Origin of the sequence: Paenibacillus ihuae (genome assembly GCF_001368795.1) — a bacterium.
In the GTDB taxonomy this organism is placed as follows: Bacteria; Bacillota; Bacilli; order Paenibacillales; family Paenibacillaceae; genus Paenibacillus_AQ; species Paenibacillus_AQ ihuae.
Genome location: NZ_LN831199.1, coordinates 433,049 through 459,917, shown reverse-complemented (window position 1 = coordinate 459,917; position 26,869 = coordinate 433,049). Strand labels below are relative to the sequence as shown.

Annotated in this window: 27 protein-coding genes; 16 read left to right on the top strand and 11 right to left on the bottom strand. The window is 49.3% G+C overall.

Translation table 11 applies throughout. From position 1 onward, the window contains the following. On the top strand, positions 1-733 hold a 733-nt coding region (locus AQR02_RS21710), incomplete at its 5' end, for an anti-sigma factor (RefSeq protein ID WP_082452010.1). A 35-nt stretch (positions 734-768) separates the two neighbouring features. Further along, complete coding sequence (locus AQR02_RS21705) at positions 769-1,896, top strand: SGNH/GDSL hydrolase family protein (RefSeq protein WP_054942506.1); 1,128 nt, start codon at positions 769-771, stop codon at positions 1,894-1,896. 71 nt (positions 1,897-1,967) lie between these two features. Here the strand turns inward: AQR02_RS21705 and AQR02_RS21700 are convergent, their stop codons facing one another. The 3 genes from AQR02_RS21700 to AQR02_RS21690 form a co-directional block, all read right to left on the bottom strand. After that, the gene (locus AQR02_RS21700) at positions 1,968-2,747 is read right to left on the bottom strand and encodes a sporulation protein (protein WP_054942505.1); all 780 of its coding nucleotides are present in this window, start codon (positions 2,745-2,747) and stop codon (positions 1,968-1,970) included. A gap of 71 nt (positions 2,748-2,818) precedes the next feature. Next, the gene (locus tag AQR02_RS21695; RefSeq protein WP_054942504.1) at positions 2,819-4,132 is read right to left on the bottom strand and encodes a sensor histidine kinase; all 1,314 of its coding nucleotides are present in this window, start codon (positions 4,130-4,132) and stop codon (positions 2,819-2,821) included. Next, a complete protein-coding gene (locus tag AQR02_RS21690; protein WP_054942503.1) occupies positions 4,132-4,809 on the bottom strand; it encodes a response regulator transcription factor in 678 nt (225 codons plus the stop codon). The genes AQR02_RS21695 and AQR02_RS21690 overlap by 1 nt, the downstream gene beginning before the upstream one ends. A 269-nt stretch (positions 4,810-5,078) precedes the next feature. Between AQR02_RS21690 and AQR02_RS21685 the strand changes: the two genes are divergently transcribed. The 3 genes from AQR02_RS21685 to AQR02_RS21675 are packed head-to-tail and all read left to right on the top strand — an operon-like array spanning position 5,079 to position 8,754. Next, the gene (locus AQR02_RS21685) at positions 5,079-5,822 is read left to right on the top strand and encodes a polyphosphate polymerase domain-containing protein (RefSeq protein WP_054942502.1); all 744 of its coding nucleotides are present in this window, start codon (positions 5,079-5,081) and stop codon (positions 5,820-5,822) included. Further along, on the top strand, positions 5,815-6,498 hold the full coding sequence (locus AQR02_RS21680) for a DUF4956 domain-containing protein (protein ID WP_054942501.1): 684 nt from the start codon (positions 5,815-5,817) through the stop codon (positions 6,496-6,498). Before AQR02_RS21685 ends, AQR02_RS21680 begins: the two co-directional genes overlap by 8 nt. 27 nt (positions 6,499-6,525) lie before the next feature. After that, positions 6,526-8,754, top strand: coding sequence for a carbohydrate-binding domain-containing protein (locus AQR02_RS21675; RefSeq protein ID WP_054942500.1), 2,229 nt, complete (start codon positions 6,526-6,528; stop codon positions 8,752-8,754). Between the two features lie 251 nt (positions 8,755-9,005). Here AQR02_RS21675 and AQR02_RS21670 read toward each other — a convergent pair whose 3' ends face one another. After that, complete coding sequence (locus AQR02_RS21670; RefSeq protein ID WP_054942499.1) at positions 9,006-9,920, bottom strand: phosphatidate cytidylyltransferase; 915 nt, start codon at positions 9,918-9,920, stop codon at positions 9,006-9,008. A gap of 98 nt (positions 9,921-10,018) precedes the next feature. Between AQR02_RS21670 and AQR02_RS21665 the strand changes: the two genes are divergently transcribed. Both AQR02_RS21665 and AQR02_RS21660 read left to right on the top strand, forming a co-directional pair. Continuing rightward, a complete protein-coding gene (locus AQR02_RS21665; RefSeq protein WP_054942498.1) occupies positions 10,019-10,561 on the top strand; it encodes a hypothetical protein in 543 nt (180 codons plus the stop codon). A 5-nt stretch (positions 10,562-10,566) separates the two neighbouring features. Beyond that, complete coding sequence (locus tag AQR02_RS21660) at positions 10,567-11,037, top strand: DinB family protein (protein WP_054942497.1); 471 nt, start codon at positions 10,567-10,569, stop codon at positions 11,035-11,037. 25 nt (positions 11,038-11,062) lie between these two features. Here the strand turns inward: AQR02_RS21660 and AQR02_RS21655 are convergent, their stop codons facing one another. Continuing rightward, complete coding sequence (locus AQR02_RS21655; RefSeq protein ID WP_054942496.1) at positions 11,063-11,950, bottom strand: diacylglycerol/lipid kinase family protein; 888 nt, start codon at positions 11,948-11,950, stop codon at positions 11,063-11,065. Between the two features lie 27 nt (positions 11,951-11,977). Beyond that, entirely contained in the window at positions 11,978-12,934 is a 957-nt protein-coding gene (locus tag AQR02_RS21650; protein WP_082452009.1) for a catalase family peroxidase, read from the bottom strand. Between the two features lie 186 nt (positions 12,935-13,120). On the opposite strand from AQR02_RS21650, the gene AQR02_RS21645 reads away from it, so the two are divergent. Continuing rightward, entirely contained in the window at positions 13,121-14,740 is a 1,620-nt protein-coding gene (locus tag AQR02_RS21645) for an S-layer homology domain-containing protein (RefSeq protein ID WP_245237662.1), read from the top strand. A gap of 50 nt (positions 14,741-14,790) precedes the next feature. On the opposite strand, the gene AQR02_RS21640 is transcribed toward AQR02_RS21645, so the two are convergent. Next, positions 14,791-15,276: a MarR family winged helix-turn-helix transcriptional regulator gene (locus AQR02_RS21640; RefSeq protein ID WP_054942495.1), complete on the bottom strand. Its 486-nt coding sequence runs from the start codon at positions 15,274-15,276 to the stop codon at positions 14,791-14,793. A 119-nt stretch (positions 15,277-15,395) separates the two neighbouring features. On the opposite strand from AQR02_RS21640, the gene AQR02_RS21635 reads away from it, so the two are divergent. Continuing rightward, positions 15,396-15,983, top strand: a complete 588-nt coding sequence (locus AQR02_RS21635; RefSeq protein WP_054942494.1) for an NAD(P)H-dependent oxidoreductase — start codon at positions 15,396-15,398, stop codon at positions 15,981-15,983. A gap of 10 nt (positions 15,984-15,993) precedes the next feature. On the opposite strand, the gene nudC is transcribed toward AQR02_RS21635, so the two are convergent. Beyond that, positions 15,994-16,836, bottom strand: coding sequence for an NAD(+) diphosphatase (gene nudC, locus AQR02_RS21630; RefSeq protein ID WP_054942493.1), 843 nt, complete (start codon positions 16,834-16,836; stop codon positions 15,994-15,996). Positions 16,837-17,094: 258 nt separating this feature from the next. Here nudC and AQR02_RS21625 point away from each other — a divergent pair, with 258 nt between their 5' ends. Continuing rightward, positions 17,095-17,961, top strand: coding sequence for an SDR family oxidoreductase (locus tag AQR02_RS21625; protein WP_054942492.1), 867 nt, complete (start codon positions 17,095-17,097; stop codon positions 17,959-17,961). A gap of 86 nt (positions 17,962-18,047) precedes the next feature. Here AQR02_RS21625 and AQR02_RS21620 read toward each other — a convergent pair whose 3' ends face one another. Next, complete coding sequence (locus AQR02_RS21620; RefSeq protein WP_159067811.1) at positions 18,048-19,199, bottom strand: sensor histidine kinase; 1,152 nt, start codon at positions 19,197-19,199, stop codon at positions 18,048-18,050. Between the two features lie 121 nt (positions 19,200-19,320). Further along, a complete protein-coding gene (locus tag AQR02_RS21615) occupies positions 19,321-20,073 on the bottom strand; it encodes a LytR/AlgR family response regulator transcription factor (protein ID WP_054942490.1) in 753 nt (250 codons plus the stop codon). Positions 20,074-20,443: 370 nt separating this feature from the next. Here AQR02_RS21615 and AQR02_RS21610 point away from each other — a divergent pair, with 370 nt between their 5' ends. The 6 genes from AQR02_RS21610 to AQR02_RS21580 all read left to right on the top strand — a co-directional run bounded on the left by AQR02_RS21610 (position 20,444) and on the right by AQR02_RS21580 (position 25,444). Further along, positions 20,444-20,779, top strand: a complete 336-nt coding sequence (locus AQR02_RS21610) for a radical SAM protein (protein ID WP_082452007.1) — start codon at positions 20,444-20,446, stop codon at positions 20,777-20,779. A 400-nt stretch (positions 20,780-21,179) separates the two neighbouring features. Next, complete coding sequence (gene tnpB / locus AQR02_RS21600) at positions 21,180-22,319, top strand: IS200/IS605 family element RNA-guided endonuclease TnpB (RefSeq protein ID WP_054942487.1); 1,140 nt, start codon at positions 21,180-21,182, stop codon at positions 22,317-22,319. Positions 22,320-22,521: 202 nt separating this feature from the next. Next, the gene (locus AQR02_RS21595; RefSeq protein ID WP_054942486.1) at positions 22,522-23,436 is read left to right on the top strand and encodes an ABC transporter ATP-binding protein; all 915 of its coding nucleotides are present in this window, start codon (positions 22,522-22,524) and stop codon (positions 23,434-23,436) included. A gap of 15 nt (positions 23,437-23,451) precedes the next feature. Beyond that, positions 23,452-24,057, top strand: a complete 606-nt coding sequence (locus AQR02_RS21590; RefSeq protein ID WP_054942485.1) for a hypothetical protein — start codon at positions 23,452-23,454, stop codon at positions 24,055-24,057. A gap of 1 nt (position 24,058) precedes the next feature. Next, entirely contained in the window at positions 24,059-24,748 is a 690-nt protein-coding gene (locus tag AQR02_RS21585) for a hypothetical protein (RefSeq protein WP_054942484.1), read from the top strand. A 3-nt stretch (positions 24,749-24,751) separates the two neighbouring features. Next, positions 24,752-25,444: a S41 family peptidase gene (locus AQR02_RS21580; protein WP_054942483.1), complete on the top strand. Its 693-nt coding sequence runs from the start codon at positions 24,752-24,754 to the stop codon at positions 25,442-25,444. Between the two features lie 223 nt (positions 25,445-25,667). On the opposite strand, the gene AQR02_RS21570 is transcribed toward AQR02_RS21580, so the two are convergent. After that, the gene (locus AQR02_RS21570) at positions 25,668-26,762 is read right to left on the bottom strand and encodes a UvrB/UvrC motif-containing protein (protein WP_054942481.1); all 1,095 of its coding nucleotides are present in this window, start codon (positions 26,760-26,762) and stop codon (positions 25,668-25,670) included. Positions 26,763-26,869: the final 107 nt, after the last annotated feature.

The following is a 26,869-nucleotide window of genomic DNA, read 5'->3' as shown; positions in this document are numbered from 1 at the left end:
GGAGCGGTTCGAGGTTCATTTACAGGAATGTCCGGAATGTGAGAAACTGGTAAAGGAATACCGCCAGGTAATCGGCATGCTCCCTCTTGCCTCTGAGCCTGTTGCACCGCCGCTGGGGATGAAAAAGCGGATTATGTCTTCTGTATTCAAAGCAGATGCACCGGTTCATGTAGAGCGTAAGCCTGTAACTGAGGCGCCTAAGGCGCTTCCGGTAGAGCGTGAAATTAAAGTGGAAACGGCTGTGCCGGCGGTCAGAAGATTGCCCGTCTGGCGCTATCTCAGCACTGGGCTCGCGGCAGCGGTTGTGGTGCTGCTCGTCTATACCGGCCAGCTGCGCGAGGATGTCGGCCGGCTGAAGCAGCAGGTAGCTGTCAGTACAGAGCCGCTGCAGGGGCTCAAGGTGAGTGAAGCGGTTGCGCTGAGTCCGGCTGTCGCGGATATGGCGGCGAAAGGCCTGGCAACCATTATCGCAGACAAGAGCGGGACGCATCTCGTGGTACAGGCTGAGCAGCTGCCGGAGCTTAAGGGTACAGAGGTCTATCAGGTCTGGCTGATCAAGGGCGACGTCCCGCAGAATGCGGGCACCTTCGTGTCACAGGGAGGCAACGGGGCGCTGTATTATACCTTTGAGCCGCAGGAATACGACACTGTGGCAATCACGCTGGAGCCGGATGGCGGCGGAGTAACACCCAGAGGACAGATTGTGCTGGCGGCACCGATCAAGCAAGGGTAAGTGCTCTTATAAGGGAAATCCGGGAGGAACATGGGATGAAAGAGAACGGGAAGCTAAAGGAAGCGGCCTTATCTGAAGTTGCACATGTGAAGGTTCACGGCAGAACTACGGGGAGCCTTGCTCCCCTCACCCTGTTCTGGACCGGAAGCGCGGTTGAATTCAATGCCACAGGCTCGGAGCTATGGGTGGAAGTAGAGGTGGATTATGACCTCTATGAGCCGTGGATCAGCATAGTGATCAATTCCTTTCCTGTCAGCAGACAGATGTTAACGGCAGGCAGGTATTGGGTCTGTGTATTCAGAGGCATGAATGAGAGTGCTGTGAAGAATGTCCGGATCGTCAAAGAGCTGCAGGCCATGAGCGACGACCCGGGATGCTGTCTGCAGATACACGCCGTTAAGTTCGACGGGGAGTTCCTGCCGGTTCCAGACCGGGCGCTCAAGCTTGAGTTCATCGGGGACAGCATCACCTCAGGTGAAGGTGTGATCGGCGCGAAAGCGGAGGAAGACTGGATTCCAATGTGGTTCAGCGCAACTGATAATTATACGGCCATGACAGCAGAAGCGCTGAAGGCCGATTACCGGGTTCTTTCCCAGAGCGGATGGGGTGTGCTGACAAGCTGGGATAATAATCCGAACCGCAATCTGCCGGATTATTACGGGCAGGTCTGCGGGGTGCTCCGCGGGGAACGGAACGAAGCACTCGGAGCCACTCAGGGGAATGACTTTGACGCGTGGCAGCCTAATGCTGTGATCGTTAATCTGGGTACCAATGACGGCGGCGCTTTTTATTCTCCGGAATGGACTGATCCGGCCAGCGGCCAAGTCTATAAACAGCGGTTGAACGATGACGGCACCGTCAACGCGGAGGATCTGCAGGCTTTCGAGGCCGCGGCGGAGTCGTTCCTTGTGAAGCTCAGACAATATAACCCGGAGGCGCATATGGTGTGGGTGTACGGAATGCTGGGACTCCCGATGATGCCGGCTATCTACCGCGCAGTAAATAGCTACACGGCGAAATCGGGAGACCGGAAGGTCTCAGTATTCCAGCTACCCAATATTACAGAGGAAAGCGTAGGCGCGAGGAGCCATCCGGGTAAATTAGCCCATGAGCAGGCGGCCAGGGTGTTAAGCGCCTATCTGCAAGAAATTCTGCATAGTTGAATTTATAGAGCAAAAGAGCTGCCCGCGAGTGGGACAGCTCTTTTGTCATTTCCTATGCTTAACGCTTACAATTAAGCGTGTCTGCGGATTGCTGCGAGCAGCTGATCGGCGATATAGCCGGTTCCCGCTGCCAGATGACTGCGGTCAAAGCGAAGCTTCACGAAGCTCTCATCCGCATTTAGCGCTTCGGCGAACAGTCCGGATAATCCGCGTGCTCTGCGGTCGACTTGCAGCAGCAGCTCAACACCATGCTCATCCGGGTAGAACATGATTTCCAGCTCATCCAGCTGGCCGCGGAATTGGCTGGAAGGTGAGAATTCAAATTCCTGAACGAAGGGGAGCCCGTTTCTTTTACCGTAATGAGGAGCGTATTCACAGCTGACCTCGCGGAGCCGGAAGCCGAGCTGGGCTGCAGCATCCAGAACAACCGCCGAATGCGAATGAGGCAGCACCTGGAGATGGTCCTCGTCCTTCGGGTCCACAGCTTCTTTGATATCCAGTCCAGTCTGAATCCATACGGGAGTTCTGCCCATCGTTACCGGAGTAACTCCCGGAAGCTGGAAGGATACAGGGAACTCATAGACCTTCTCTGCTTCCACGATGAATCCGGAAGCGAGCAGAAACTTGGCTATCGTCGCTTCCACATGGCTCTTGGCATCATTATGCTCCTTCACGTAACGGGTCTTAACGAAGGCGTACACATCATCAACCTTCTGATCTACGCGGCCGCCCTGGATACGGACGATTCCGCTGAGTGTATCTCCTGCTCTAACCACATCTTGATGGAGCATAAGATTAACTTCGGCGGCACCGATTCCTGCGCTCGCGAGCATTCTTTTGAACATGGACATTGCTGAGAATCTCCTCCTTCCATAATAATTCTGATACGGAAGGGTCCTTCACTTGGTTTCACCGAAAGACGCTATTGGGACAGCTGGACATAGAACGTAGTGGATTCACCGGCCACGCTTTTTGCGTAGATCTTGCCTTTATGCTGCTGCTCGACGATCGATTTGGCGATCGCAAGTCCGAGGCCGTAGCCGCCCTGCTTACGCGCACGGGACGTATCAGTCCGGTAGAACCGGTCGAAGATCCGGGTGAGATGCTCTGGAGCGATACCCTCTCCGGTGTTGGTGACGGCCAGCACTACATCGTTATACTGTCTGCGCAGGGACAGGGTCACCTCGCCTTTCGGCCCCGTATATTTCACGGCATTGTCCAGCAGAATCATGACAACCTGCTTAATCTGCTCACTGTTGCCTTGAACGGTCAGATTAGGCTCAATGTCATACTCCAGCGCGACATTCTTCTCGAAGATGACGGCTTCCATAGTCAGGATGATATTCTCAACCGCTTCGCTGATGTTGAAGGGAGCGTGAACCATACCGGTGCGGGAATCATCCATTTCCGTCAGATAGAGCAGATCATTGGTCAGCTTCGCCATCCGCTCCGTCTCTGATTTGATATAATGCAGCCATTTGGACTGGTTAAAAATCGTGTCTTCCTCATTGGCAAACAGCACATCGGTATTGGTATTGATGATGGCGAGCGGTGTTTTCAGCTCATGGGAGGCGTCAGCGATGAACTGCTTTTGCTTATCGAAGGCCTCCTTTACCGGCTTGATGGAACGGTTCGCAAAGTAGCGGCTGGTGAAATACAGGATAATCAGCATCACGACACCGACAAGAGAGAAGGTATAGATCAGATTTGTAAGAATCTTCTGTCTGGCGGTAATGTCAAGGAATACGAGCTTATGCCCGTCAGTGGTCGGCTTGATCTCAAAGATCCAGAGACTGCCGTCCAGCTCGAATTGTCCCCGGGTGGTATCCATGTCCACGGCTTCCTGCAGCGCCTGAGCATAAAATTCGTCATCCATGGTTAGCTGTGATGCAGGTGTACCTACCTGGTTCCACTCGGCATCCGTTTCAATCATGAAGGAAATCAGACGCTCCGGCGGAGGATCGCCTATCTTGCCGAATGAACCGCCGTCCTGACGCTGCATTCCGTCGTCAATCCCGCCATCCGCGCCGCCATCAAATCCACCGGTAATCCCGCCGTGGCGCTCCCCGTTGCCGGGCTTCTGGTACAATTCCACGCTCCGCTGCAGATCCCTGTTGATATCATTATGAACATCCAAGTAGTTAATAACATAGATGGTAGCAAAGGCGGCCAGCATCATTACGGAGATCGTCACCAGATTCACAATCAAGAAGCGGTTTCTGAGCTTTGTGAACATCAGGCATTCACCTCTAATACATAGCCTACATTCCGTATCGTGCTGATCCGTGTCCCCGAGCCGAGGAACGTCAGCTTTTTACGCAGAAAAGAGATGTACACCTCCACATTGTTATGCTCAGCTTCCGAATCGAACCCCCACAGCTTCTCGATAATCTGCTCCTTGGAGGTTACGGATTGCTTACGCAGAATCAGCAGCTCCAGCAGCTCGCTCTCCTTCAGGTTCAGCTTCATTTCCTTACCGCTCACTGTAAGCCGCAAATTGGTTGTATTCAGCTCCAGATCCCCGAACTTCAGCGCATCATCCGGCAGAATCTCACCTTTACGCCGCAGCACTGCACGGATTCTCGCCAACAGCTCTTCCGACGAAAAGGGCTTGGCAATATAGTCATCGGCCCCGTAGTCCAGCCCGGTCACCATATCGGTAATTTCTCCTTTTGCAGTCAGGAAGATGACAGGAGTGGCTACGCCCTTGGTCCGGAGCGCCCGCAGCAGGCTGATTCCATCCAGCTCCGGCATCATGATGTCAAGCAGCAGGAGATCATAGATCCCGCTCAGCGCGTAGTCCATGCCCGATCTGCCGTCATGTACCGCGTCGACCGAATAATTATGTTTTTTCAAGATTTGGGTAACGGCCTCAGCCAGATGCACCTCATCTTCGACGATTAATATTCTCATAGGTTTGTCATCCTCTGCGTGCTTGATGTGTACTGCTTAACTTCCGCTATTATATCAAGATTACCTTTAACCAACCTTAACCGCGGCGACAAAAGATAAAGCCTCTACTATATATCCGTGGTAGCCCAAAAACACAATTGTTAATCGAGTGTAAATAAATCAACGCAGTGTAAAAAGCATTTAAGATTCATTAAAGGTTTAGCCGCTAAGATACATTCATAAGCAAGCGAGACACGCGAACTACTCCAATAAGAAAGGAACTGATCCCCATGGCTATCGAAGTATTCAACCGATATGAGAACAAATACTTGTTCGATACTACAGCCTACCACCAGCTCTATAATGAACTGCTTGAATATATGGAACCGGATGATTACAACAAACAGCATGAGTTTTATTCCATTACTAATCTGTACTACGACACACCGAGCAACACGCTAATCCGCAACAGCCTGTCCAAGCCGAAATACAAAGAGAAGCTCCGCCTCAGAGCTTACGGTGTTCCGAATGAAGACTCGAAGGTCTACCTGGAAATCAAGAAAAAGGTATTCGGTCTCGTCAACAAAAGAAGAACCCCGCTCAAGCTGCATGAGGCTTATGATTTTGTCCGCACAGGTAATCCGCCGGAATACAAGGACTACATGAACAAGCAGGTGATTGAGGAAATCAAGTACTTCCTGAGCTGTTATGACCTTAAACCGATGGTGTATCTCTCGTACGACCGCAAAGCCCTGTTCTGCAAAAATAACCGTGATCTCAGAATCACCTTTGATACGAATATCAGAAGCCGGCGGTACGATCTCAAGATGGAGCATGGCACGCATGGCGAACTGCTGATGGAGCCGGGCCAGTGGCTAATGGAGGTCAAAGCCGAGAAGACGATTCCGGTCTGGCTGTCCAAAATGCTCTCAGAGCATCAAATGTACCGCACCAGCTTCTCCAAATACGGCAATGAATATAAAAAAATGCTGAGAAACAGCAAAGTAGAAAGTGAGAGTGTACTCTATGCTTGATTCCATCTTCGCCGCCGTCTCTGATTCCACGGAGCTAACCTTTGGCAATGCAGTGCTGACTATTCTGATCTCCCTGGCGCTGGGCGCGCTGATCAGCTTCACTTATATGAAAACAAGCCCTGCCGGTTATTCGCAAAGCTTCACGCTCACCATGGTACTGCTGCCTGTTATTGTAGCCATCATCATTCTCCTGATCGGCAGCAACGTTGCCAGAGCCTTCAGTCTGGCCGGAGCGTTCTCGATTATCCGCTTCAGAAGTGCACCCGGCGATCCTAAGGATATCACTTTTGTCTTATTCACGATGGCATCGGGCCTAGCCTGCGGCGTCGGCGCGTATGCTTACGCAGTCCTGTTCACAATTATTCTCTGCATCATCATGGTAATCCTGAATCGCACCGGCTTTGGCGTAAGAAAATCAGCGCAAAAAACGCTGAAGGTAACCATCCCGGAAAATCTGGGCTATGAAGAAGCTTTTGCCGAAGTGTTCAACAAGTTCAATGTCGCTTATGAGCTGAAAAAGATCAGAACCACCGAGCTCGGCAGCCTCTATGAGCTGGTGTATAACGTTACCCTTGATGAGCACACGAGCCAGAAAGAATTCCTGGATGCCATCCGCACCCGGAACGGCAACCTGGATCTGTCGCTTACGATGTGCCCCACTACCACGGAATACTAAACCAGAAACTGAAAGGATTGATCCGATATGAGTAAATTTATAATGGCAAGCAAAGCGGGGCTGATTCTGCTGCTCGCAGCTGTCATGTCAGCCTGCAGCACAACCAGCAATGCCTCTACCTCTTCCTCTGCTGGTACGGCAGCAGTAACTACAGCAGCTGCAGCCAGCGGGGCTGCAGCAAGTGTACAACTGGCAAGTGTGAAGGCGGCGGACCTCGTCAGCTTTGATGAAGAAGACAAAGCGGCAGCCTGGAGCGCTGACAGCGCCACTACGATTGCGTTAAGCGGAACCAGTGCCACCGTGACTGGAACCGGCGCGGCTGCTTCCAGTAACACGGTAACCATCTCGGCTGGCGGAACCTATGTGCTGAGCGGCACCCTGAGTGACGGACAGATTATCATTGATGTACAGGATGACAGCAGCGTGCATCTCGTGCTGAACGGGGCAGAGCTCACGAACAGCAGCAGTGCACCAGTCTACATTAAGGAAGCCGGCAAGGTAATCATGACGCTGGAAGACGGTACGGTGAACACAGTAACCGATGCCACAAAATATGTGTACCCGGATGCGGCTACGGATGAGCCGAGTGCAGCGATTTTCAGCAAGGCGGATCTGACCATTAACGGAACCGGGACGCTGAAGGTTAACGGCAACTATAACGACGGGATTGCAAGTAAAGATGATCTGAAAATCGTCTCCGGCACAATTGAAGTACAGGCTGCAGATGACGGGATGGTCGGGAAAGACCTGGTAGCTGTGCAGGACGGGAATATTACCATCAAAGCGGAAGGCGACGGGATCAAGTCGACCAATGCTGAAGAGGCAGACAAAGGCTTCATTGCTATTGCCGGAGGAACCTTTGATATTACGGCTGTAAATGACGGTATTCAAGGCGAGACTTCTCTTGTGATTGACGGTGGCACGTATAATCTGGTGACCGGCGGAGGCAGTGCCAATGCTGAAGTGAAGACAGGCGATCAAGGCGGCTTCGGTGGCGGCGGCTTTGGCGGAGGCGGCATGGGCGGCGGTATGCGCGGCCAGGCTCCGTCCGCGGACGGTACACAGGCTGCGCCGCCGGATAGGCCAGCGGCTGATGCAGTGGCAGGCGCTACAGCAGAGGCAGCAGAAGGAACTGCAGCAGGGACCGCAGAAGGGACCGCAGAAGGGACCGCAGCAGGAACCGTAGCACCGGCACCAGCAGACAGCAGTGCTGCGGCATCCACTGCTACTGCAGCCACTACCGAAACAGAATCGACCAGCATGAAGGGGCTGAAATCCGGTGGTGACCTTACCGTTAACGGCGGCAGCTTCACGCTTGACTCCGCAGATGATGCGGTACACAGCAACAGCAACGTGTCGATCACAGATGGGGAGTTCCAGATTGAGGCAGGAGATGACGGCATTCACGCCGACAGCCTGACAGCCATCTCCGGCGGCACCGTGAACATCACCAAGAGCTATGAAGGGATTGAAGGCGGCAATATTACCATCTCCGGCGGTGACATTGATGTGGTAGCCTCCGATGACGGCGTCAACGTAGCGGGCGGCAATGATACTAATGCCGGACAAACATCGGGCGGACAGGATCAGTTCGCAAGCTCCGGCAGCAATATGCTGACGATTACCGGCGGCACACTGACTGTAGATGCTACAGGCGACGGTCTGGATTCCAACGGGGCGATCACAATGAGCGGCGGTACCGTTACCGTCTACGGTCCGACCAATGACGGCAACGGCGCCCTCGATTATGACGGTTCCTTCGAAATCACCGGCGGATATCTGGTTGTGGCAGGAAGCGCGGGTATGCTGCAGGCACCTGGCGATGCTTCCAGCCAGTATTCTATCGCCATGACCTTTACGGATTCACAGGAAGCCGGACAGCTGGTGAACCTGCAGGATAGTGACGGCAACACCATTGCAACCTTTGCTCCATCGAAGAGCTACCGCTCGGTTGTAATCAGCTCGCCTGACCTGAAAGAAGGCGGCTCGTACACCCTCTCCACCGGCGGCAGCTCGACAGGCACCGCAGTAGACGGAGTGTATACAGACGGTACTTACAGCGGCGGCACAGAAGTCGTAAGCTTCGACCTCTCCAGCAGCGTAACCTGGCTGAATGAATCCGGTGTTACCGAAGCAACCCAGGGTATGGGCGGCATGGGTGGCGGCGGCCGCGGCCAAGGCGGCTTCGGCGGCGGTACAAGACCTGACCGCGGAATGGCGGGAGGCACTCCGCCGGCAGGCGATGACACACAATAATTAAGAACAAGAACGAACAAGCTGACGCGAAATGCGCCAGCTTGTTTGTGTATTGTTTAGGAAATTATAAGATCCAGTAAAGTCACGTTATCCTTCGCCGAAAGCGGGCAGTGGGGCGAGATAAACGGTATAAATACCGTTGAATCCGCCGAAAGAGGGCAATGGAGCGAAATGAACGGTATAAATACCGTTGAATCCGCCGAAAGCGGGCAACGGTAACCCAAGAGAGCCCCGCTGTCCGCCGGCCAGGTTTACATGAAATCAAAGAAATACCGGATCACATGGAAAAAGATCGGTGAGGTGTACGCCAGGCTGTCGACCCGGCTCAGATAGCTTTTTTGCAGGGCGGCGAATTTATCATCGTCCCCGATCAGCAGGTCACGCTTCAATACGGAGACAGTCAGGCTGCCAAAATAGCCGCTCAGGCTGATCAGCACCCCTGACAGCAGTCCGAACAGCGGAGTGAGCGGGGTCAGGTACGGATAGATGAGATAGGACACGGTTGTTGTGGCCACAAATCCGCAAACAAAGCCCTCCCAGGTCAGATGCGGGTTGGCGGTCGGAACGACCTTGTGCTTGCCGAAATAAAGCGACCCCAGATAGTGGGCCACATCGTTCAGCTGGGTGAGCACCACCAGGAAGAGTACCAGCCCCGCGCCGTATTCCGGAGTGGCGAACTGGAAATAGGCCAGATGGCTGAGCCCGAATACCATCAGCATCATCCCCCACTGGGTGGAGCTGACACTGCGCAGAAAGCCGAGCGTCCCCTTATTCAGGAGCCGGGGGAGCGGCAGCAGCAGGAAGACGTAGACCGGTATAAAGACGATGAACATGCCGTACCACTCAATATAGATCCAGTAGAACTGCAGCGGAATCGCCAGATAAGCCCACAGGAACAGCCTGCGGTCGGCCTTGCGCGTACGGATCATGGAGAAATATTCTTTAAGCGAGAAGAAGCACAGCACCATCAGCGACAGCAGGGACACCACTGCATTGAACAGCGTGGCCAGGCAGAAAATAAACAGCATGCCCCACCAGGTTTTGATGCGGAAGCCGATACCGGTATAATCCTTATCCTTCTGAAGCCTGCTGACAGCGAGATAGATCAGATGAATGGCCGAAAGGCCGGCCGTAATAAGGAGTAGCGTAAACAAAGAGCTGTTCAAGAGCCGATCACCAGCCTGTTTCAGGATAGGATTCCATTAAAGGAATCATATGTTATTATGAAGGAAATGTCCGAACATGATAAGGGGAAAATTTGTAAATGGAAGGTAATCAATCGGTCTTTATTTTGCTTACGAATACAGGCACACTGTTTACCAGGCTCATTCAGGGCTACACGAAGGCTCCGTATAACCATGCCTCAATCTCATTTACCCGTGATCTGTCAGAGATGTACAGCTTCGGGAGAAAGCATCCCAGCAATCCATTGAACGGGGGCTTTGTGAAGGAAGATATTCAGACAGGCACCTACAGCAAATATCCGAATACGACCTGCGTTATCTACAAGCTTCAAGTCACGGAGCGTGAAGTGGAGAAAATGAAGCGGGTTCTGCATATTTTTATCCGCAGCCAGCAGAAGTACCTGTACAACATTCTCGGTGTAATCGGCATCGCGCTGAAAGAGCCGGTTGAATTCAGCAACTCTTACTTTTGCTCGCAATTCGTTGCGGAAATACTGGACCGTTCCGGAATTAAGCTGTGGAATAAGCTTCCTGCGCTCGTGACGCCGGATGATTTCCGCCAGAGCGGAAGGCTGGAATTAATCTATCAAGGAAAATTAAGTGAATATAAGCCGGAGGAGTGAGAGCTATGGTTCATGCCAAAGAGGTGCTGGCCAATCAATTGCTCGCGGGTGCCAATGATCCCAGCTGGCACCTGCCGTTCATGCAGGCCGTTCAGGGAATTACGGAAGAGGAAGCCTTTTGGAAACCGGGAACAGGCAGTAACAGTATTGCCGAGCTGACGCAGCATTTGCGGTATTGGAATGAAACCTGGCAGATCCGGTATAGCGAAGGCCGTGTGGATGCGGTGCCGCCGATCGGCGACAACAATGCCAGCTTTATCCTGCCGGAGAATTTGTCTTATAGTGAGTTGAGCGTAGCTCTGCTGGAGGTGCTGCTGCGGTGGCAGACACTCCTTGGTGAAGACAGCATGGAAGCGCAAGTGACCGGCTTCCCTGAGCCGGCCCGGTGGTGGGAGATCATCAGCAATGCGGCAACGCATAATGCTTATCATATCGGCCAGATCGTCTATATCCGCAAGCTGCAGAAAAGCACTTAAACCAGATACTCTGCAATCCGGAGGATTATGGCTCCGGTACTATGACCTCGATATAATGGGGAAGCACACTAAGCCGGATCGGCAGCGCCGGTCCCTCTTCGCCGTCAACATTGGTCCGCATGGAGTCGGATGACTGGACCGTCACGCTGCGCGCCGTAAAGTAAATAACATCCTTATGATTACTAAGATTGCCGAGCAGGAGAGAGATGCTTGCGGTCAGGGTACTCAGAATCGTGAGGTCTTTGATGATAAAGCAGTGGATCAGGCCGTCGTCAACGGCCGCACCGGGTGCCAGCCGCTCAAATCCGCCGACAGAATTCGTTAATGCGGCAATAAACAGCGGGGAGTCCCCTTCCCATATCTCACCGTCATGGGTGATGGTCAGATGATGAGCAGTGTTTCCTGTCAGTTCTTTAATGCCCTCCTTGAAATAGGCCAGCGCCCCCAGCTTCGACTTATCCTCAGAGGTTACTGAAGAGACGGATTCAGCAATCGCCCCGGCGGCTACCACATTAATAAATAAGCGGTCATTTAACCGGCCGGCATCCACTGCGCGGGTGCTGGAGGAGGCGAGCGCCTTAATCGCCTCCTCCGGAACCAGAGGAAGCCCGATGGCCCGGGCGAAATCATTAACCGTTCCAAGCGGGATAATCCCAAGCTTCGGGCGGTGCAGCTGACCGCCCAGTCCGTTGATCACCTCGTGCAGTGTGCCATCTCCGCCTATCGAAACCACCAGTTCATAGCCTTCTTCACATGCCGCGATGCAGAAAGACGTTGCATCCCCCGCCTTTTGCGTCTCATTAATCGTAATTTCATACCCCTTCGCACGCAGAATTTCTTCCACCATGGTAATATGTGCGGGTCCTTCTTCTTTACCGGAAGTAGGATTGATAATAATCATTGCTTGTTCCATCGGTAACCTCGTCCTCTCGTCCTCAGGTTAGTGTTCTTCACGCCGCCTGCGGAAGGATTCCCCGTAGGCGCTGTGGCGGAAATGAAGGATAGGATCCTCAGACAAGGCTATGCCTTCCGGAACCTCAGCCGGGTCCATCAGCAGCCCTTCCGGCTCGTCAATAATTTCTGTAAGGTGCAGGCTCCCGATTTCGATCCGCCTCCGCTCGTCGGGCCAGGCATGGGTCGGATCGTCGGTTGGGTCGTCCTCCTCACCAAAAATAACGGCCAGCTGAAACACGGGGGACTCATCCTGCAGGCGCAGCACCAGCTCATCCTCCAGATAATGGTCCGGCTGCTGTGAGGCATCCTCCAGGGACAGGGCACGGACTCCGGTAACCGGGGTCCATTCGAATTTCACCGGCCGCTTGTTCCCCCCAGTATCCACGAAGAAGTAAGTATGAATGCAGTAATAATGAGACTCGGCATAGCTGGCGGGCGGCTGCAGCTTTTTGAGGGCAAGGAAGCTGGACTTACTCTCGGTGAAGTGGGCCGAAATCTCCTTGATCAGCTCCAACGGACCGAGATTGCCTGCGCGTGCCCGGTGCACGGAACGAACGATGTCAACAAAGGATTCAGGGGTACGGGCGAAAAAAACCGGCAGCGTCACCCCGACTAAATTCGTAATACTGCCATCCGGCAAGCTAAACTGCACGGCCATCCCTTTGGCCGGGGAGAGGAGATCAGCCAGTGCCGGATCGGTAGAGCTGCCGGAGAAACGGACAACCGCCTCTACCTCCTGTTCCTGAAGATGTGCAGCAGTAGTGAAAGGGGCGGCGAGTCCGTTCGGGCGGAAGACCGCGCGGCAGCAAATCCCCTTGGCATGCGCACGGCGGTAGCCCGGATGGACGCCGGACAGATCCTCAATAGCATCTACCGCCTGCGCGGTGAGGCCGGAACTGCCCGCAGCAGCGGGAATTCTGCCAGGTGAACCGGAATCCTTCATAATGGAATGACCTCCTAAAAGATTTGCTCTATCCACATTCATAACCACGCGGGTTTTTAATTAAACGCTGGCTGCCACGGAATCTGCCGCTATTCATTTTCCTTCCAGTATTTTTGCGATGATAATAGACTCGGTCTCTGGTATACTTTCGGCAAATTGAACCCCGAAGGAGGCTTCTTTAATATTATGAAGAGTATGGTGGGAAGATTAGCAGCGGGTGCAGCCGCCGTCTTGTGCGCAGCCGGGCTGTTTATTCCGTATGGCCAGTCTGTCTCCGCTGAGGCTACGCTGCCCTTTGACGATATAGCAGCCAGCTATGCCAAGAATGAGATCATAGACTTATATAAGCGGAAAATATTAACCGGCATATCGGAGACCAGCTTCTCGCCGGAGGGTAAGGTGACGAGAGCGGAGTTCATTACGATGCTGGGCCGGCTGCTGAAGCTTGAGCCTGTGGCCAGTCCTGTCTCTCCCTATATAGATACCGGGAAGGGCGCATGGTATTACGGCTGGATACAGGCAGCGGTTCAGCTGGGTCTGGCGGGCGGCACCTCGGCATCCACCTTTGCACCGGCGAAGCCGGTAACGCGTCAAGAGGCTGCCGTCTGGTTAACCAAAGCGTTCAAGCAAACGGGGAGCAATGCGGGCGGGGCAACGGTGTTTACCGACGCAAGCACCATCGCTGCCTGGGCAGACAGTGCCGTGGAAGCTGTAAACCGCTTAGGCTTGATGAAAGGCGACGGAACAGGTGCTTTCCGCCCGGCCGCCCCGATTACAAGGCAGGAAACGGCAGTGCTCCTGTACCGGGTGCTGCAGCAGGAGAAATGGACGGCAGAGCTGGCGGGTGCGAAGGACCCGCACATTGTGCTGGGATGGCAGTATGGCCAGACGACCACAGAGTATGAGAGTAATATTCTGCAGTCCAATGTGAATACCTTATCTCCGCGCTGGTATTTTGTAGGGAGTACGGGTGTAGTCCCGGATTCCACGGTGGCTTCACTGGTAACCTGGGCGAAGAAGAACGGCAAGCAGGTGTGGCCGCTGGTCGGTAACCGGTTTGATCAGGCGGCGACACATCAAATGCTGTCCAGTACAGCAGCGAGGAATACGGCGGTTAATCAACTGGCGGGATTAGTCAGTACATACGGCCTGGATGGGCTGAATATTGATTTTGAGAATGTGGCAGCGGCAGACCGGGCTTCGCTGACCGCTTTCATTACACAGCTGGCCGGGAGGCTTCATGCGCTAGGCGCAGTGCTGTCGATAGATGTGTCGCCCGATCTCGGGACAGACTGGACGGAGGCTTTTGATTATGCGGCACTTGGCAGGCAGGCTGATTATCTGGTGATGATGGGATATGACGAGCACTATAGCGGGAGTATGAGGCCCGGCTCTAACGCTTCGCTGCCCTATGTTCAGCACGCGGTAAGCACACTGCTGAAATCTGTATCCGCCGAAAAGGTGATTTTGGCAATGCCTCTATACACCCGTGACTGGACGCTCAAGCAGAACGGCATCACTCCGTCGTCCGCTGAACTTTCGCTAACCCAGCAGAACCAGCTCTTGAGCAGCTATTCACTGCACCCTGTATGGAACAGCACACTGGGGCAATATGTGGCCAGCTATACCAAGCAGTCACTGAAGCATACTCTCTGGCTGGAGGACGGACGGTCTCTTACGGCAAAATACAATCTGGCAGTGAAGCACAAGCTGGCGGGAATTGCCTACTGGCATATAGGCGGGGAGAGTCCTGATATTTGGTCCAGCATAAGTAATGCGGAGAAATTCGCCGGCTATTCCTTCTAAAAATAAATCGTATACAGCACTTATAATGGCGCCTTTGTATGGGCGCCTTTTCATTTGCTCATTGCATCCGCTAAGCAGCTTGGCTTATTGGGGAGAGTAGGGCAGCGCTCAATAAAATACTTTTCCTGCAGCAGATCAAGCGCCCGAGTGATCTCTTGGCGTTCGGCTTCGCTCAGATGTCCGGTGCGCTCGGCGAACCGGATCCCGATGTGCCGGAACGCTTCGTTCATCATGTCTTGGCCTGCAGCGGACAGCGTGATGCCCTGCTTGCGCCGGTCCCCGGGATCGGTCACCCGCTCGCACAGCTGCTTCTCCGTTAATTTCTTCAGCTCCCGGCTCGTATTAGGCATAGACATGTGCATGCAATCGCTGATTTCGCTCAGTGTAACCGGCTGGCTTACCGCAATATATTCGAGAATTTTATACTGCAAAGGCGTTAGTGCCTCAGATTTCACATCTTTGGATATTTCACTGGTTATTTGATGGACGGCGGTGGTGAAGGTCACAAATTTCTGAAATAAAGTATTGTTGTCCACAGGATCACCTCTTGAGGACACCATAGCAAAATAATTATCAAAATACAATTATCATTTGACAACTAAATTTCAGGTGTGCTACCCTTTGGTTATCAAATGATAAGTAAAGGGGTGCCGACATGAACACACTGGTTATCTATACTCATCCGAATCATCAGAGCCTCAGCTATGCTTTTTTACAGGAGGTGCTGCGGGGCAGCCGGGAGAATTCTGAAGTTACAGAAATTAAAGTGCTGGATTTATATGAGGAGGGCTTTGATCCGGTGCTGGTGTTTAATGAACAGAAACGCCGCAGAGATATGCACAGCGATCCGAGGCTGGCCGTGTACAGGGAGCAGCTGATCTGGGCCGACCGGATTGTACTGGTCTATCCGATCTGGTGGGGCCGGCCTCCGGCGATGCTCATGGGGTACATTGATCAGATGTTTGCTTCAGGCTTCGCTTACAGGGATAAGGGCGGGATGCTGCCGGAGGGGCTGCTGAAGGGGAAGTCTGTAGTGTGCATCTCCGTCATGAAGGGACCGGCGCATTATCCGCTGCTGTGGCTGGGTAATGCGCACAAGATCCTGATGCGTAAAGCATTGTTCAACTATGTCGGAATCCGCAAGGTGAAGTTTTTTGAGTTCGGCAGCATGGAGAGTCCGCGCGGCAAGCATGAGCGCAAGCTTCAGCAGGTATACCGCTATTTCAAGACGGTAAGGGGATAGGAGCAGCCGGTTAGCTGTATTGCTCCACGTACCAGTCTATGATTTTGCGGGCAATACTGACATGTGGCGGGATATTCGGGAGATTGTCCGGCTTGAACCAGGCGGCGTGGTCCAGCTCTACCCCGTCTACGGTAATTTCTCCACTCTCGTATTCGGCCAGGAAGCCGACCATTAGCGAATGGGGGAAGGGCCACTGCTGGCTGCCGAAATATTGGATGTTCTTGACCTTGATGCCCACTTCCTCGCTGATTTCACGCTGCACGCAGTCCTCAAGCGTTTCGCCCGGCTCGACGAAGCCGGCAATCAGCCCGTACATATTATTCTGGAAATGCGGTGCATGGGCGAGCAGAATCTGGCCGTCCTTCAGGATCGCGGTGATCACCGCCGGTGCGATCCGCGGATAACTGACCTGTCCGCATGCCGGGCAGACCCGGGCATGCTCTGCCCCGGAGAGGACGGTAGCTGTGCCGCACTTGCCGCAGAATTGATGGGTCTCATCCCAGGCCAGCAGCTGCAGGGCCCTTCCCGCCAGATGGAATACATCCTCATCGAGCACATCATACAAGGTGCGCAGAGGATGGAAGGCCATACCGGCAGGTTCAGGCATATCTGAAGGAACCTCTGCCGCGAAGCAGGGTGTGCCGGCGAACAGGCCAAGATAAAGTATCCGGGTGGGGGCGGCCGCAAGCTGATCCGGCGATTCCAGCTGCGGGATATCGGCTTGTCCGGAAGTTTCGTTTACCAGCAGCTTGCCTGAATGGGTGATGAACCAGTAGGCAGCTCCGCTGTACTCCGGGTCTGGATTAACGGACGGAAGATAACGCTGATAAACAGATGCTCTTGGTTTAGGCATAATACAGAACCTTTCTGAGTAACGGTAATGGAATTCTTTTGCTGTTAAGAATAGCACTATGCGGGAAGGCTAACAAATAAATGGACTGACGGCGGGCTCCCCAGGCTATGGGCGGGCCGCTTTTTGCGTCACGAAAAACAAAGGATTTGACAACCAGCCAACTTGTAACTACAATAGTTACAGGAAGCGCGAATCCTTGAATACAACATGAAATGCACAGCAACACAAATAAATAGTTCTTAAATGGAGGAAATTGAGATGAAGATCGGATTAACAGGTGCAACCGGACAATTTGGTTCTATCGTGGCAGAAGCTTTACTGAAATCTGTACCCGCCGGCAGTCTTGTGGCCAGTGTAAGAAACCCGGAGAAGGCGGATAACCTGCGGGCTCGCGGTGTTGACGTCCGCCACGGCGATTTCGATCAGCCGGAGACTTTGGATGCGGCGTTTGCCGGTGTGGAGCGCCTGCTGATTGTCTCGGCAGACGGCGACAATGACACACGTATCCGCCAGCATAAGGCGGCTGTAGAAGCTGCAGTACGTGCAGGCGTAGGCTTCATCGTCTATACCAGCGTCGGGCATGCAGATTCCAGCTCCCTGTTCCTCGCTCCGGTACACCGTGCAACCGAGCAATTCATTCGTGAATCCGGCATTCCGTACTCCTTCCTGCGCAACAACTGGTATTTGGAGAATGAGGCCGGCTCAATTCAGGCTGCTGCAGCCGGAGCACCTTGGCTGACTTCTGCCGGAGAAGGCAAGGTTGGCTGGGCAACCCGCCGTGATTATGCAGAGGCAGCAGCTGCTGTTCTCGCCGCTGAAGGCCACCAGAATTCGGTCTACGAATTATCCGGCAAACCGGCTACCCAAGGGGAACTGGCGGCGGTTGTCGGCAGCGTGCTCGGCAAGGAAGTGCAGGTGCAGCAGGTGGATGATGCTACATATTCCAGTGTGATGGCTGGAGCGGGTGTGCCGGAAGCGGTGCTGCCGATTGTGGTTGCAATCCAGGCCGCAATCCGTGAAGGAGCACTGGACATCGAGAGTGGCGACCTGGAGAAGCTGCTGCAGCGTCCGCTTAAGCCGCTTAGTGAGGGTGTAAGTGAAATCCTGAATGGCGCCAAGGCTTAAGACATCAAAAACATCTGGTACACCAGTGGAGGTTTTGCAGTAAAGCAAAAGAGAAGGCGGCTCTGTATACAGGGCCGCCTTCTCTTTTAGGCGATTTTGGAGAAAGGTAAAACAGCAATGATATCGAAGGTGGATTCATTTTTCAAGACGCTCATACTTCCTCCGTATTTATCGGTTACATTTCTAATGTTGTCTAAGCCATAACCGCGTGTTTTGCAATCATACCTGCCGGAATCGGATTCAGCATGATCGACTTCATAAGGGTTGATAACTTGTATAATAAGAAAGTTTTTCTTAGAGTGAATATTGATCTCGATCCACTTCGGCTTCTGTCCAATCCCCTCCACAGCTTCTATTGCGTTGTCCAGAATATTTCCCATGAGTATACATAGATCATACCGCTCGATGCTGATGTTATTCGGAACTGCATGAATTTGATGGGTAACCTCAATTCTTTTTTGGTTAGCGGTATTTAGGGTATAACCCACAAGCGCATCAATGATTATGTTTCCGGTATTTACAAGATGATATGAATGATGAACTTTTCGAAGAATTTGGTTTATATGTATAACAGCATCTTGCGGCAAGTCTTCAACAATACATTTTTCAATGTATATTAATTGCTTGTTGATATCGTGAATTACACTCTGGATGCTCTTAAACGTATTTGACATGTGTTTTAAATTGTTATCTTGAGCTACAAATTGTTCATTTAGCTGGTTGTTTATTTTAGATAGTTTAGTGGCTTTGGCAGCCAGCTCAAAATAATAAATGATAAATAGGCAAGTGCATGATATTGCCATCGCAGCAAGAAGATATGGCGTGTTGTGCTTGTTGTTAATGAACAGATAAGCGGTGATAAATATATTACTGATAAGGATCAGAATGAAGGCGAAGCATTGCAATTTAGACAAACCGGGTGTAATTTCTTTTTTTGTTGATGAGCTAAAAGTTATAAGGAGAAATAAAAATAGTAATGACAGTAAGATAATTATTAATTGGGATTCATCTTTAAATACATTCAGAGGTGTAAATTTAATAAGTAGAAAAAAAAGGCAGCTGGAACCAATGTGTGTTATGGCTACCAGAGATACGTATCTGAATGAATAGTACATAATCCGGGCAGCTCCATCTCTATAAACAACGGCAAACAGCAAGGTTCCGGAAACGGTCAGACAGGCGTGAACAATAATGGGCAGAATGAGTGAATTTGATAGGGTATACAGAATGCTTCCCATAGACAGGTAAAATAATCGAAAGCATGTGTTATTCCGGAGCGTTTGAAAATATATTGAAAAGTAACGTTTGGCTATAAAAATAGAAAACAAAGAAGCCCCCATATACCATATTGAAAGTTCTTTAAACATTGCTTTTTAGACCCGTAACCAAATTTCGTGCCAATGCTTCTTTAACAAGCCTGGATTTAGAACGGCTGAGGGGGAACTGAGAATCATTGATCATGATAACCGAAGATGCTGTCAATTTACGGAGATGATCCAGATTAATAAGTACTGAACGATGAACCTGCAGAAACGGAAATTCCAGCTTTGAATAAATCTCCGATAAGATTCCTTTGGAAGTATAATACTCCTCCGACGTAGTAATAATCTCCATATAGTCCCGCCCAACCACCTTCTTGCTTTTCTGTATGGCTACAATCTCCGAATATCTAAAGAAAAAGTCCTCTCCTTCAATTTTAATAGATAAATACTTCTTGGACTGAGAATACAGGTAATTTAACAGTTTGAACATTTTGGATTCAAAAAACTCATAAGGGACCGGCTTTATTAAATACTGAAAGGGTTGGGTGTCCAGGCTATCCAGTATATAAGCAGGGTGATTTGTCAGGAAGACAATTTGTACATCAAAATCCGGGGAATTTCGTATTTCTTGGGCTAAGTCAATTCCATTAATATCAGGCATTTCTATATCAAGCATTATAATCTGAAATGCTGAGGGCGTTTGCTCTTTATATTTTCGAAGGAGTTGCTCTCCAGATGTGAAGTAATGAATTTGTATGTCAAATGAAGAGCAAACAGCAAGTCTTGCAAACATTTTTTGTAACCGGGCGATCTCATTAATATCATCATCACACACTGCAATGTTAATCAAATTTTAACCCTCCCTGCAAATGAATGCGCAAAAAACAGACAATAAACAGTATACAATAACATCCTATATTTTTACATAAATTATATTATAGAATTTAATAATTAACATCTATTCCATTAAAAGTTAAAATCCAAAAAATTAAAACAATATACCACTCGGACTCTAATTTTTGCAGTTCGGACGCCCATTGAATTTTTGACAGGTATTGGAATTATAATTAAGAATGAAAAGGTAAGCACCGATGAGAAGCTGGTTAAGGATTTAAGCAGTATGGGCTGGGGGTTTTTTTCAGATACCAAAATATATATATAGATAAGCTCAGAACGGTAAATGTTTTAATCAGAAGAAGTTTTGGAAAGATACCCCCGTAATCAGTTCCGCGATATTACAACTGACTAATCAGTGTAATCTGGACTGCAGTTTTTGTAGTAGCGCTTTTTGTCCAATGTGTATAAAATTAGAAAATAATTCCAACAGCTTGAAGGAAGAAGAGTGGTATAAACTCATTGACGAGCTTAGCTTTTTTGGCGTAACAAATTTGGTGTTAACGGGCGGGGAACCGGCTGTTTTCCCTCATCTGGTCGACATCGTTAACTATGGATTGAACCAACAGCTCAATGTCACAATAAGTACCAATGGCCTGATTAAAATTGATGGACTGCCGCTGGAGACCAATGTATATATTAATTTGTTTAGAATCTGGTAATTAGAGAGAGCTCGATTATTAAAACAGGGATGAATAAATTTTTTATCAAGAAAATGAATGACTGGTGCTTAAGCGGCAGAATAACCATTTGTCATAATGGCGATGTCATAAGCTGTCTGGGCAAACGGGATGAGGTGATCGGGAATGTAAACAGAATGGGCATTTCAAGCATATTAAAGATTCTTGTAGAAGAGCATTGGAATAAGCCTGTTTATACCAAGGGCAAATCCGGCAAGTGTATCCGGTGTGAGTTTAACGAATAGTTATCAGAATTCCCCCACTTCTAAAGTGGCGGGATGAATGACAACGGTTTACCTTTGCTTATCAGGAGATTTTCGGTAAAATAAAAACAAGAACATACATTCTTATTTTGAACCGTGGAAAATCGAGGTGAGTTTTCGTGCTCAAAGCCTTCAAGTATCGCTTGTATCCGAGCGATCAGCAGGCCGAATTCTTTGCCAAGAGCTTCGGCTGTGTACGCAAAGTCTACAACCTCATGCTGAATGACCGCATCGAATCCTACAAAAAGAACCGGGGAACCGGCGAAAAAATCAAGTTTCCCACACCTGCCCAATACAAAAATGAATTTCCCTTTCTTAAAGAAGTCGACAGCTTGGCGCTATGCAATGCCCAGCTTCATCTGAACGCAGCCTATAACAACTTTTTCAGTAAGCCCTCCTCCGGTTTTCCAAAATGGAAATCGCGCAAAAATCCTGTTCAATCCTACACGACGAACAATCAGAATGGGACGATCGCCATTGTGGCAGGACGTTATTTGAAACTGCCCAAAATGGAACCAGTGCGGATCAAGCTGCATCGGCAGCTTCAGGGTCTCATTAAAACGGCTACGATCTCGCGTACCGCGACTGGGAAGTATTTTGTCTCGATTCTGTGCGAAACCGAAGTGGAAGCTAAGAAAAAAACCGGTTCCGTCATCGGGATGGACCTCGGCGTAACTTCTTTTGCTGCTTTCTCAGACGGAAAGAAAGTCCAAAATCTGAACCATCTGGCGAAAACCTCAGACCCATTGGCAAAGGCCCAGCGCAAGCTATCGCGCCGAGCTGGGCAGGCAAAGAAAGAGGGACGCTTACTCGCAGACAGCCGCAATTACCAGAAGCAACTCATTCTTGTGGCTAAGTTGCATCAAAAAATATCCAATCAGCGAAACGACTTTCAGAACAAACTCAGTACGTATCTCGTCAACAACCACGACGTGATCTGTGTGGAGACCCTGAATGTCAAAGGGCTTGTTCGAAATCACAGGCTTGCTCGTACGCTGCATGATGTCTCGTGGTCTACCTTTCTGTCCAAACTGACCTACAAAGCAGAGTGGTATGGGAAACAAGTGATCCAGGTTGGACGCTGGTTCCCCTCCAGTCAGATTTGTTCGTCCTGTGGACATCGGGATGGAAAGAAAGGACTACATATCCGGGAATGGAGCTGCCCAAGCTGCGGAACAACGCATGACCGGGACGTGAACGCAAGTATAAACATCCGGGCGGAAGGGCTACGTCAGCTCCACGGAACTGTACGGGTATAACATTTGATTGAACCGCAGGGACTACGGGGATCGCTTGGCGTATAAGCCTAACCGCTGCTTCGGATGTAAGTCATTCAGAGCAAGTCTGGGCTGTTCCCAAGAAGCTCACACCTCTATAGGTGGGGGTAGTTCACATATGCATGTAATGCATGTAATAAGGTCAATACGAAAAAAGCTGTGAGTATAACTTGGAGGCTGGACTATGGAAGTCAAATTAATAGATGTTACAAAAAGGATAGGCGAACAAGAGATTATCAACAAAATTAATCTCCAAATCACCAGGGGGTCTGTCTTTTCTATTGTGGGGCCAAATGGTGCCGGGAAAACAACAATTATCAGAATGATTCTGAATCTGTACAATACCACCGAAGGAAAAATTCTGGTAAATAATGTTGATGTGTCTTCTAAGGAATATACTTCAGTCAGAAATAAAATAGGCTTCCTATTGGACAATATCGGCCTTTTTAAAGACCTGAATTGTTGGGATAACCTCGAATTCTTTGATCGTATTTATTACCCTTCAGCCAAATATCCGGAAAGATCAGAAAGAATAGGACGGCTGCTAAAAAAGGTTGACTTGTTTGATAAGAGATCAGATAAGATCACCTTTTTTTCCAGGGGGATGAAACAAAGACTGGCTATTGCCCGTGCACTCATCAATGAACCGGAATTATTAATTTTGGACGAACCCAGCAGAGGATTAGATGTAGAAGGCAGAATGCTCCTAAAGGAGTTTATCCAAGAGCTTACAGGTAAAGGCTGTACTATCATTTTCAATTCACATGACCTCAACGAATTGCAGGAGGTATGCACACATGTGGCATTTCTCAAAAAGGGTAGCATTCTTCATATGAATACATACAACGAACTGGAGAAAGCTTATTCAGACAACACCTATGTTCTAAAGTCGGAAGACAATAATCAGCTGATAAACAAACTAAAGGACCAGCCCTTTGTGCTATCCTGCAAAATAATCGAGGAGGGAGTGTTTGTTCAACTAAAGGACGAGACAAATCATTTGTCCAGGTGGATTGTAAGCGATAATGTGGAGATTCTGGAGATGAAGAAAGTGAACAATGATTTGAAGCATTTGTACAATAAAATTATTAATGAGTAATTGGTATGGAGGCCTATGAGCATTTATAAAACGATATTTTGGCGTGAAATTAAAAAGGATAAATTAAGGACGAGATCAAATCTGGTTTCTTTATTGTTTATTATTCTTGGGAACTACGTTTTAATCAGGTATAAAAGTTCTTTTCAAAATTATGATGTTTATTTGCTGCTGGCCATTTATTTTGTTTTTCAGATGGAAATGATCCTTTCGGATATGAATCAGAGCATAGAGTCCTTACTGGCATTGCCTATAAATGTGGAAAATATCTGTCTTGGCAAAACGATATATTTAATGTGTAAGTGTATTGTAGTTTCAGGCATCAATATTATGACTCTTCATGTAGCTGACGTATCTTTTAATATGAATTTCTTAGAGATTGCCTGCTTGTTGGCCTGGGTTTTTGCATATCACCTGATGTTATATAAACTGATATGGCGGCTTGGTAAAAAATATAAATTTACTGTGTTATTGCTTGATTACCTTGTTTACTACCTGATCCTAAACCTGGACAAAAAAGAGTTCGTAATTGCAGTGCTCGTAAGCTTTCTATTGATAACCGTATTGAACTTTGTTCTTAGAAGAGACATAAGGAAAGAAAGAATCGTGAGAAGGAGCCTGTAATATGAGAGCGTTAATGTGGAAGAAATATAACGAATTCCAAAGAAGCAAAATCAGAATGCTCGTATTTTTTATCCTGCCGGCGGCTTACTTATTCTTATTGTTAATGTTGAATATAAAAACAGAAAATATAATCGCATTTTATTCCCTGAGCGTAATCCTCCTGCAGACATTCGTATTTTTCTCCATTGAAGAACTTGTATCTACTGAAGTCATACTGGCGACGAATACTTCAATAAAAAAAATATGGTTGGTAAACCTTTTATACACTGCAGTAATTGGTTTTATCTATTCAAACATTATCTTGTGGCTGGCTGTTCTTAGCGGACCCTTCCTGTTCGGTATAGACTTCAATATAACCACTAAGGCAATGCTGCACAATGTCCTGAATATAGTAATTGGTGCCTCAATCATTGGGTTTTCTACAATTCATTATTCGGATTACTCCAAATTCAAGCAGGTTTTGGCATCTGTGGCAGGCTTGTTGATTTATGCCAATCCTTTTTTGTTTTTGTTTTATTACGGAAAAGAGATACATGTTTCTCTGCAGCTCACAGGCTTGTCGTTTGTCCTGGCCCTATTCGTTTTATGGTTTTCTTACTGGATCGTTAATAATCCGAACAAAGAGAATTTAATTATCAACACACAGAAGCTGCTTAAGACATTTGAGGAAAGTAACACAATAGAGGAATGAGGAATGCTTACACTCAGACCACATCGCTATATTCCCAAACGGCTAGTCAAAATGCTTGTCGAGGTGTATGAAGAAAAAGAATTAAACTTAGCAATGGAGGATGCTTATAAAGAGAAAAAGCATACTCTGCTGAACAAACGAAAGGTTTCTCATCTGGATTTTCAGGAGTTTGTGAGCAGTACTACAGATTCAGTTTATACTCAATTTAATTATTTTTACCCGGGTAAATCATTTGTGAAGAGAAAAAAAATCGATTCAGTAAAGTCTGATATCAAGCTGCATGATATTTTGTACATTTCTTTTACTAATTTTAATGATGAGTCGGCTATTGATATTGAAGGTTTATTACATAAGTACCAGCATATGACTTACTTGATCCTGGATCTCAGAAATAACAGCGGCGGCAAATTGGATGCTTGTCTGAAAATCGCCAGACCACTGCTTCCCAGATGTGACATGCTGCTCTTGAATTATAAAGAGAAGCAAGTAATACACCGGAAAATCAATAGTGAGGGCTATAGCTTTAAAAAAATATTTATACTTGTTAATCATCATACAGCAAGCTGTAGTGAAATATTGACGTTGATGCTTGTCCAGAAACTGCAAAATGTATATCTGATCGGAGAGGGAACGGTCAAAAAGACGGTGACCCTGCATTCCATAACCAATATCAAACATCACTATACGGATATATGAATCAGATCTTGAAAATTATAGAAGGAGATGATTGAAATGATACATATGTGCCGGAATTGCGGTGTCAAGCTGATAGAATGTACAGCGACAAATACGGTTGGGCAATTTTCTGCTATCAAAAAGCAGGACAGAGTATTTGCAGCCAAGAAAACCAGTGAACTCGTTCCCTATGTCTGTTCAACCTGTGGCTTGACGGAGTGGTACGTTAAGGAGCCGTCCAACTTTAAAGAGTAGACATAGAATTTTCCAGAAGTCTGTGAACAGCTTCCGCCAGCAAGGGCTCCGGCTTCTTGCCAAGCCATTCCTGAGGAACAATCAGATAGCTGCCGGAGCTGCTCTTCAGATAGCTGTAGATGATCTGGGCTTCATCAATCGTATGGCGGCTGATCTCTGCGGCCAGCTCAGAGGATGCAGCAGCGAAATGCCCGGTGATCGCCGCGAGTACTGTGCTGTGCAGCTGTTCCATATCCGGCTGGCTTATATCCAGCTTGGTACGGAAGAGGATCCTTGCGCCTTTGATCAGGATCAGTTTAAGGGTATGCTCGTCCACCGGCTCCAGCACCGCAATGTTTTTGTTCTCTCCGGTGAACCGGGTGACCTGCTCCTTCTGGAGCAGCGCCTGAACCGCTCCTGCATAATCGCGGTATTTGGCGGCCGCCTCGAAATCAAACCGCTCTGCCGCCTCGTCCATACGCTGTTCCAGGTCGTTAAGTATCCCCCTGTCACTTCCGTCCAGAAGAGCGATAATCCGGTCCATAATTGTATTATAGGTATCCAGTGCTTCTCCGCCGCCGCACATTCCGATACAGAGGCCAAGCGAGTGGTTGAGGCAGAGCGAATGCCCGGTGTGCGGGCTGCTGCAGAGAATCCGCTGGCTTTCTTTGATCCCCTGTACCGCCCGCTCGACAGTGCTCCTGCTCGTATAGGGACCGAAATGCAGCTGCTGTCCGTGAGGGCCGGGATCATAGCCCACTTCAATCTGGCGGCGCCCGGTCCTATCCGCGCGGATAGAGATGTAGCTGTAGGTCAGCGGATTTTTCATTTTTTTATTGTACATTGGTTTGATTTCTTTGATCAGCTGGCATTCCAGCATGAAGGCCTCAAACTCCGTATCGGTCAGTCTGTATTCAAGGTCTCTGATGTTGCGGACGAGCTGCACCACCTTGGGAGAGTGGCCTTTGTTATTGTAAAAATAAGACTGCACCCGTTTCCGCAGCTGCTTCGCCTTGCCGACATAAATGATGTGGCCGAGGCTGTCCTTCATCAGATAGACACCCGGCGTTAGGGGAAGGCTTTGCACTTTTTCCGTTAGATTCATAGGGAGTCACCTCCGCGCATAGCGTTCATTGATATATTTAAGTATATAGGAGAGCTGCAGCTGCAGGCGACTGGAAAAATACAAGGCTTCGTTCTGAGAGGGCTGAA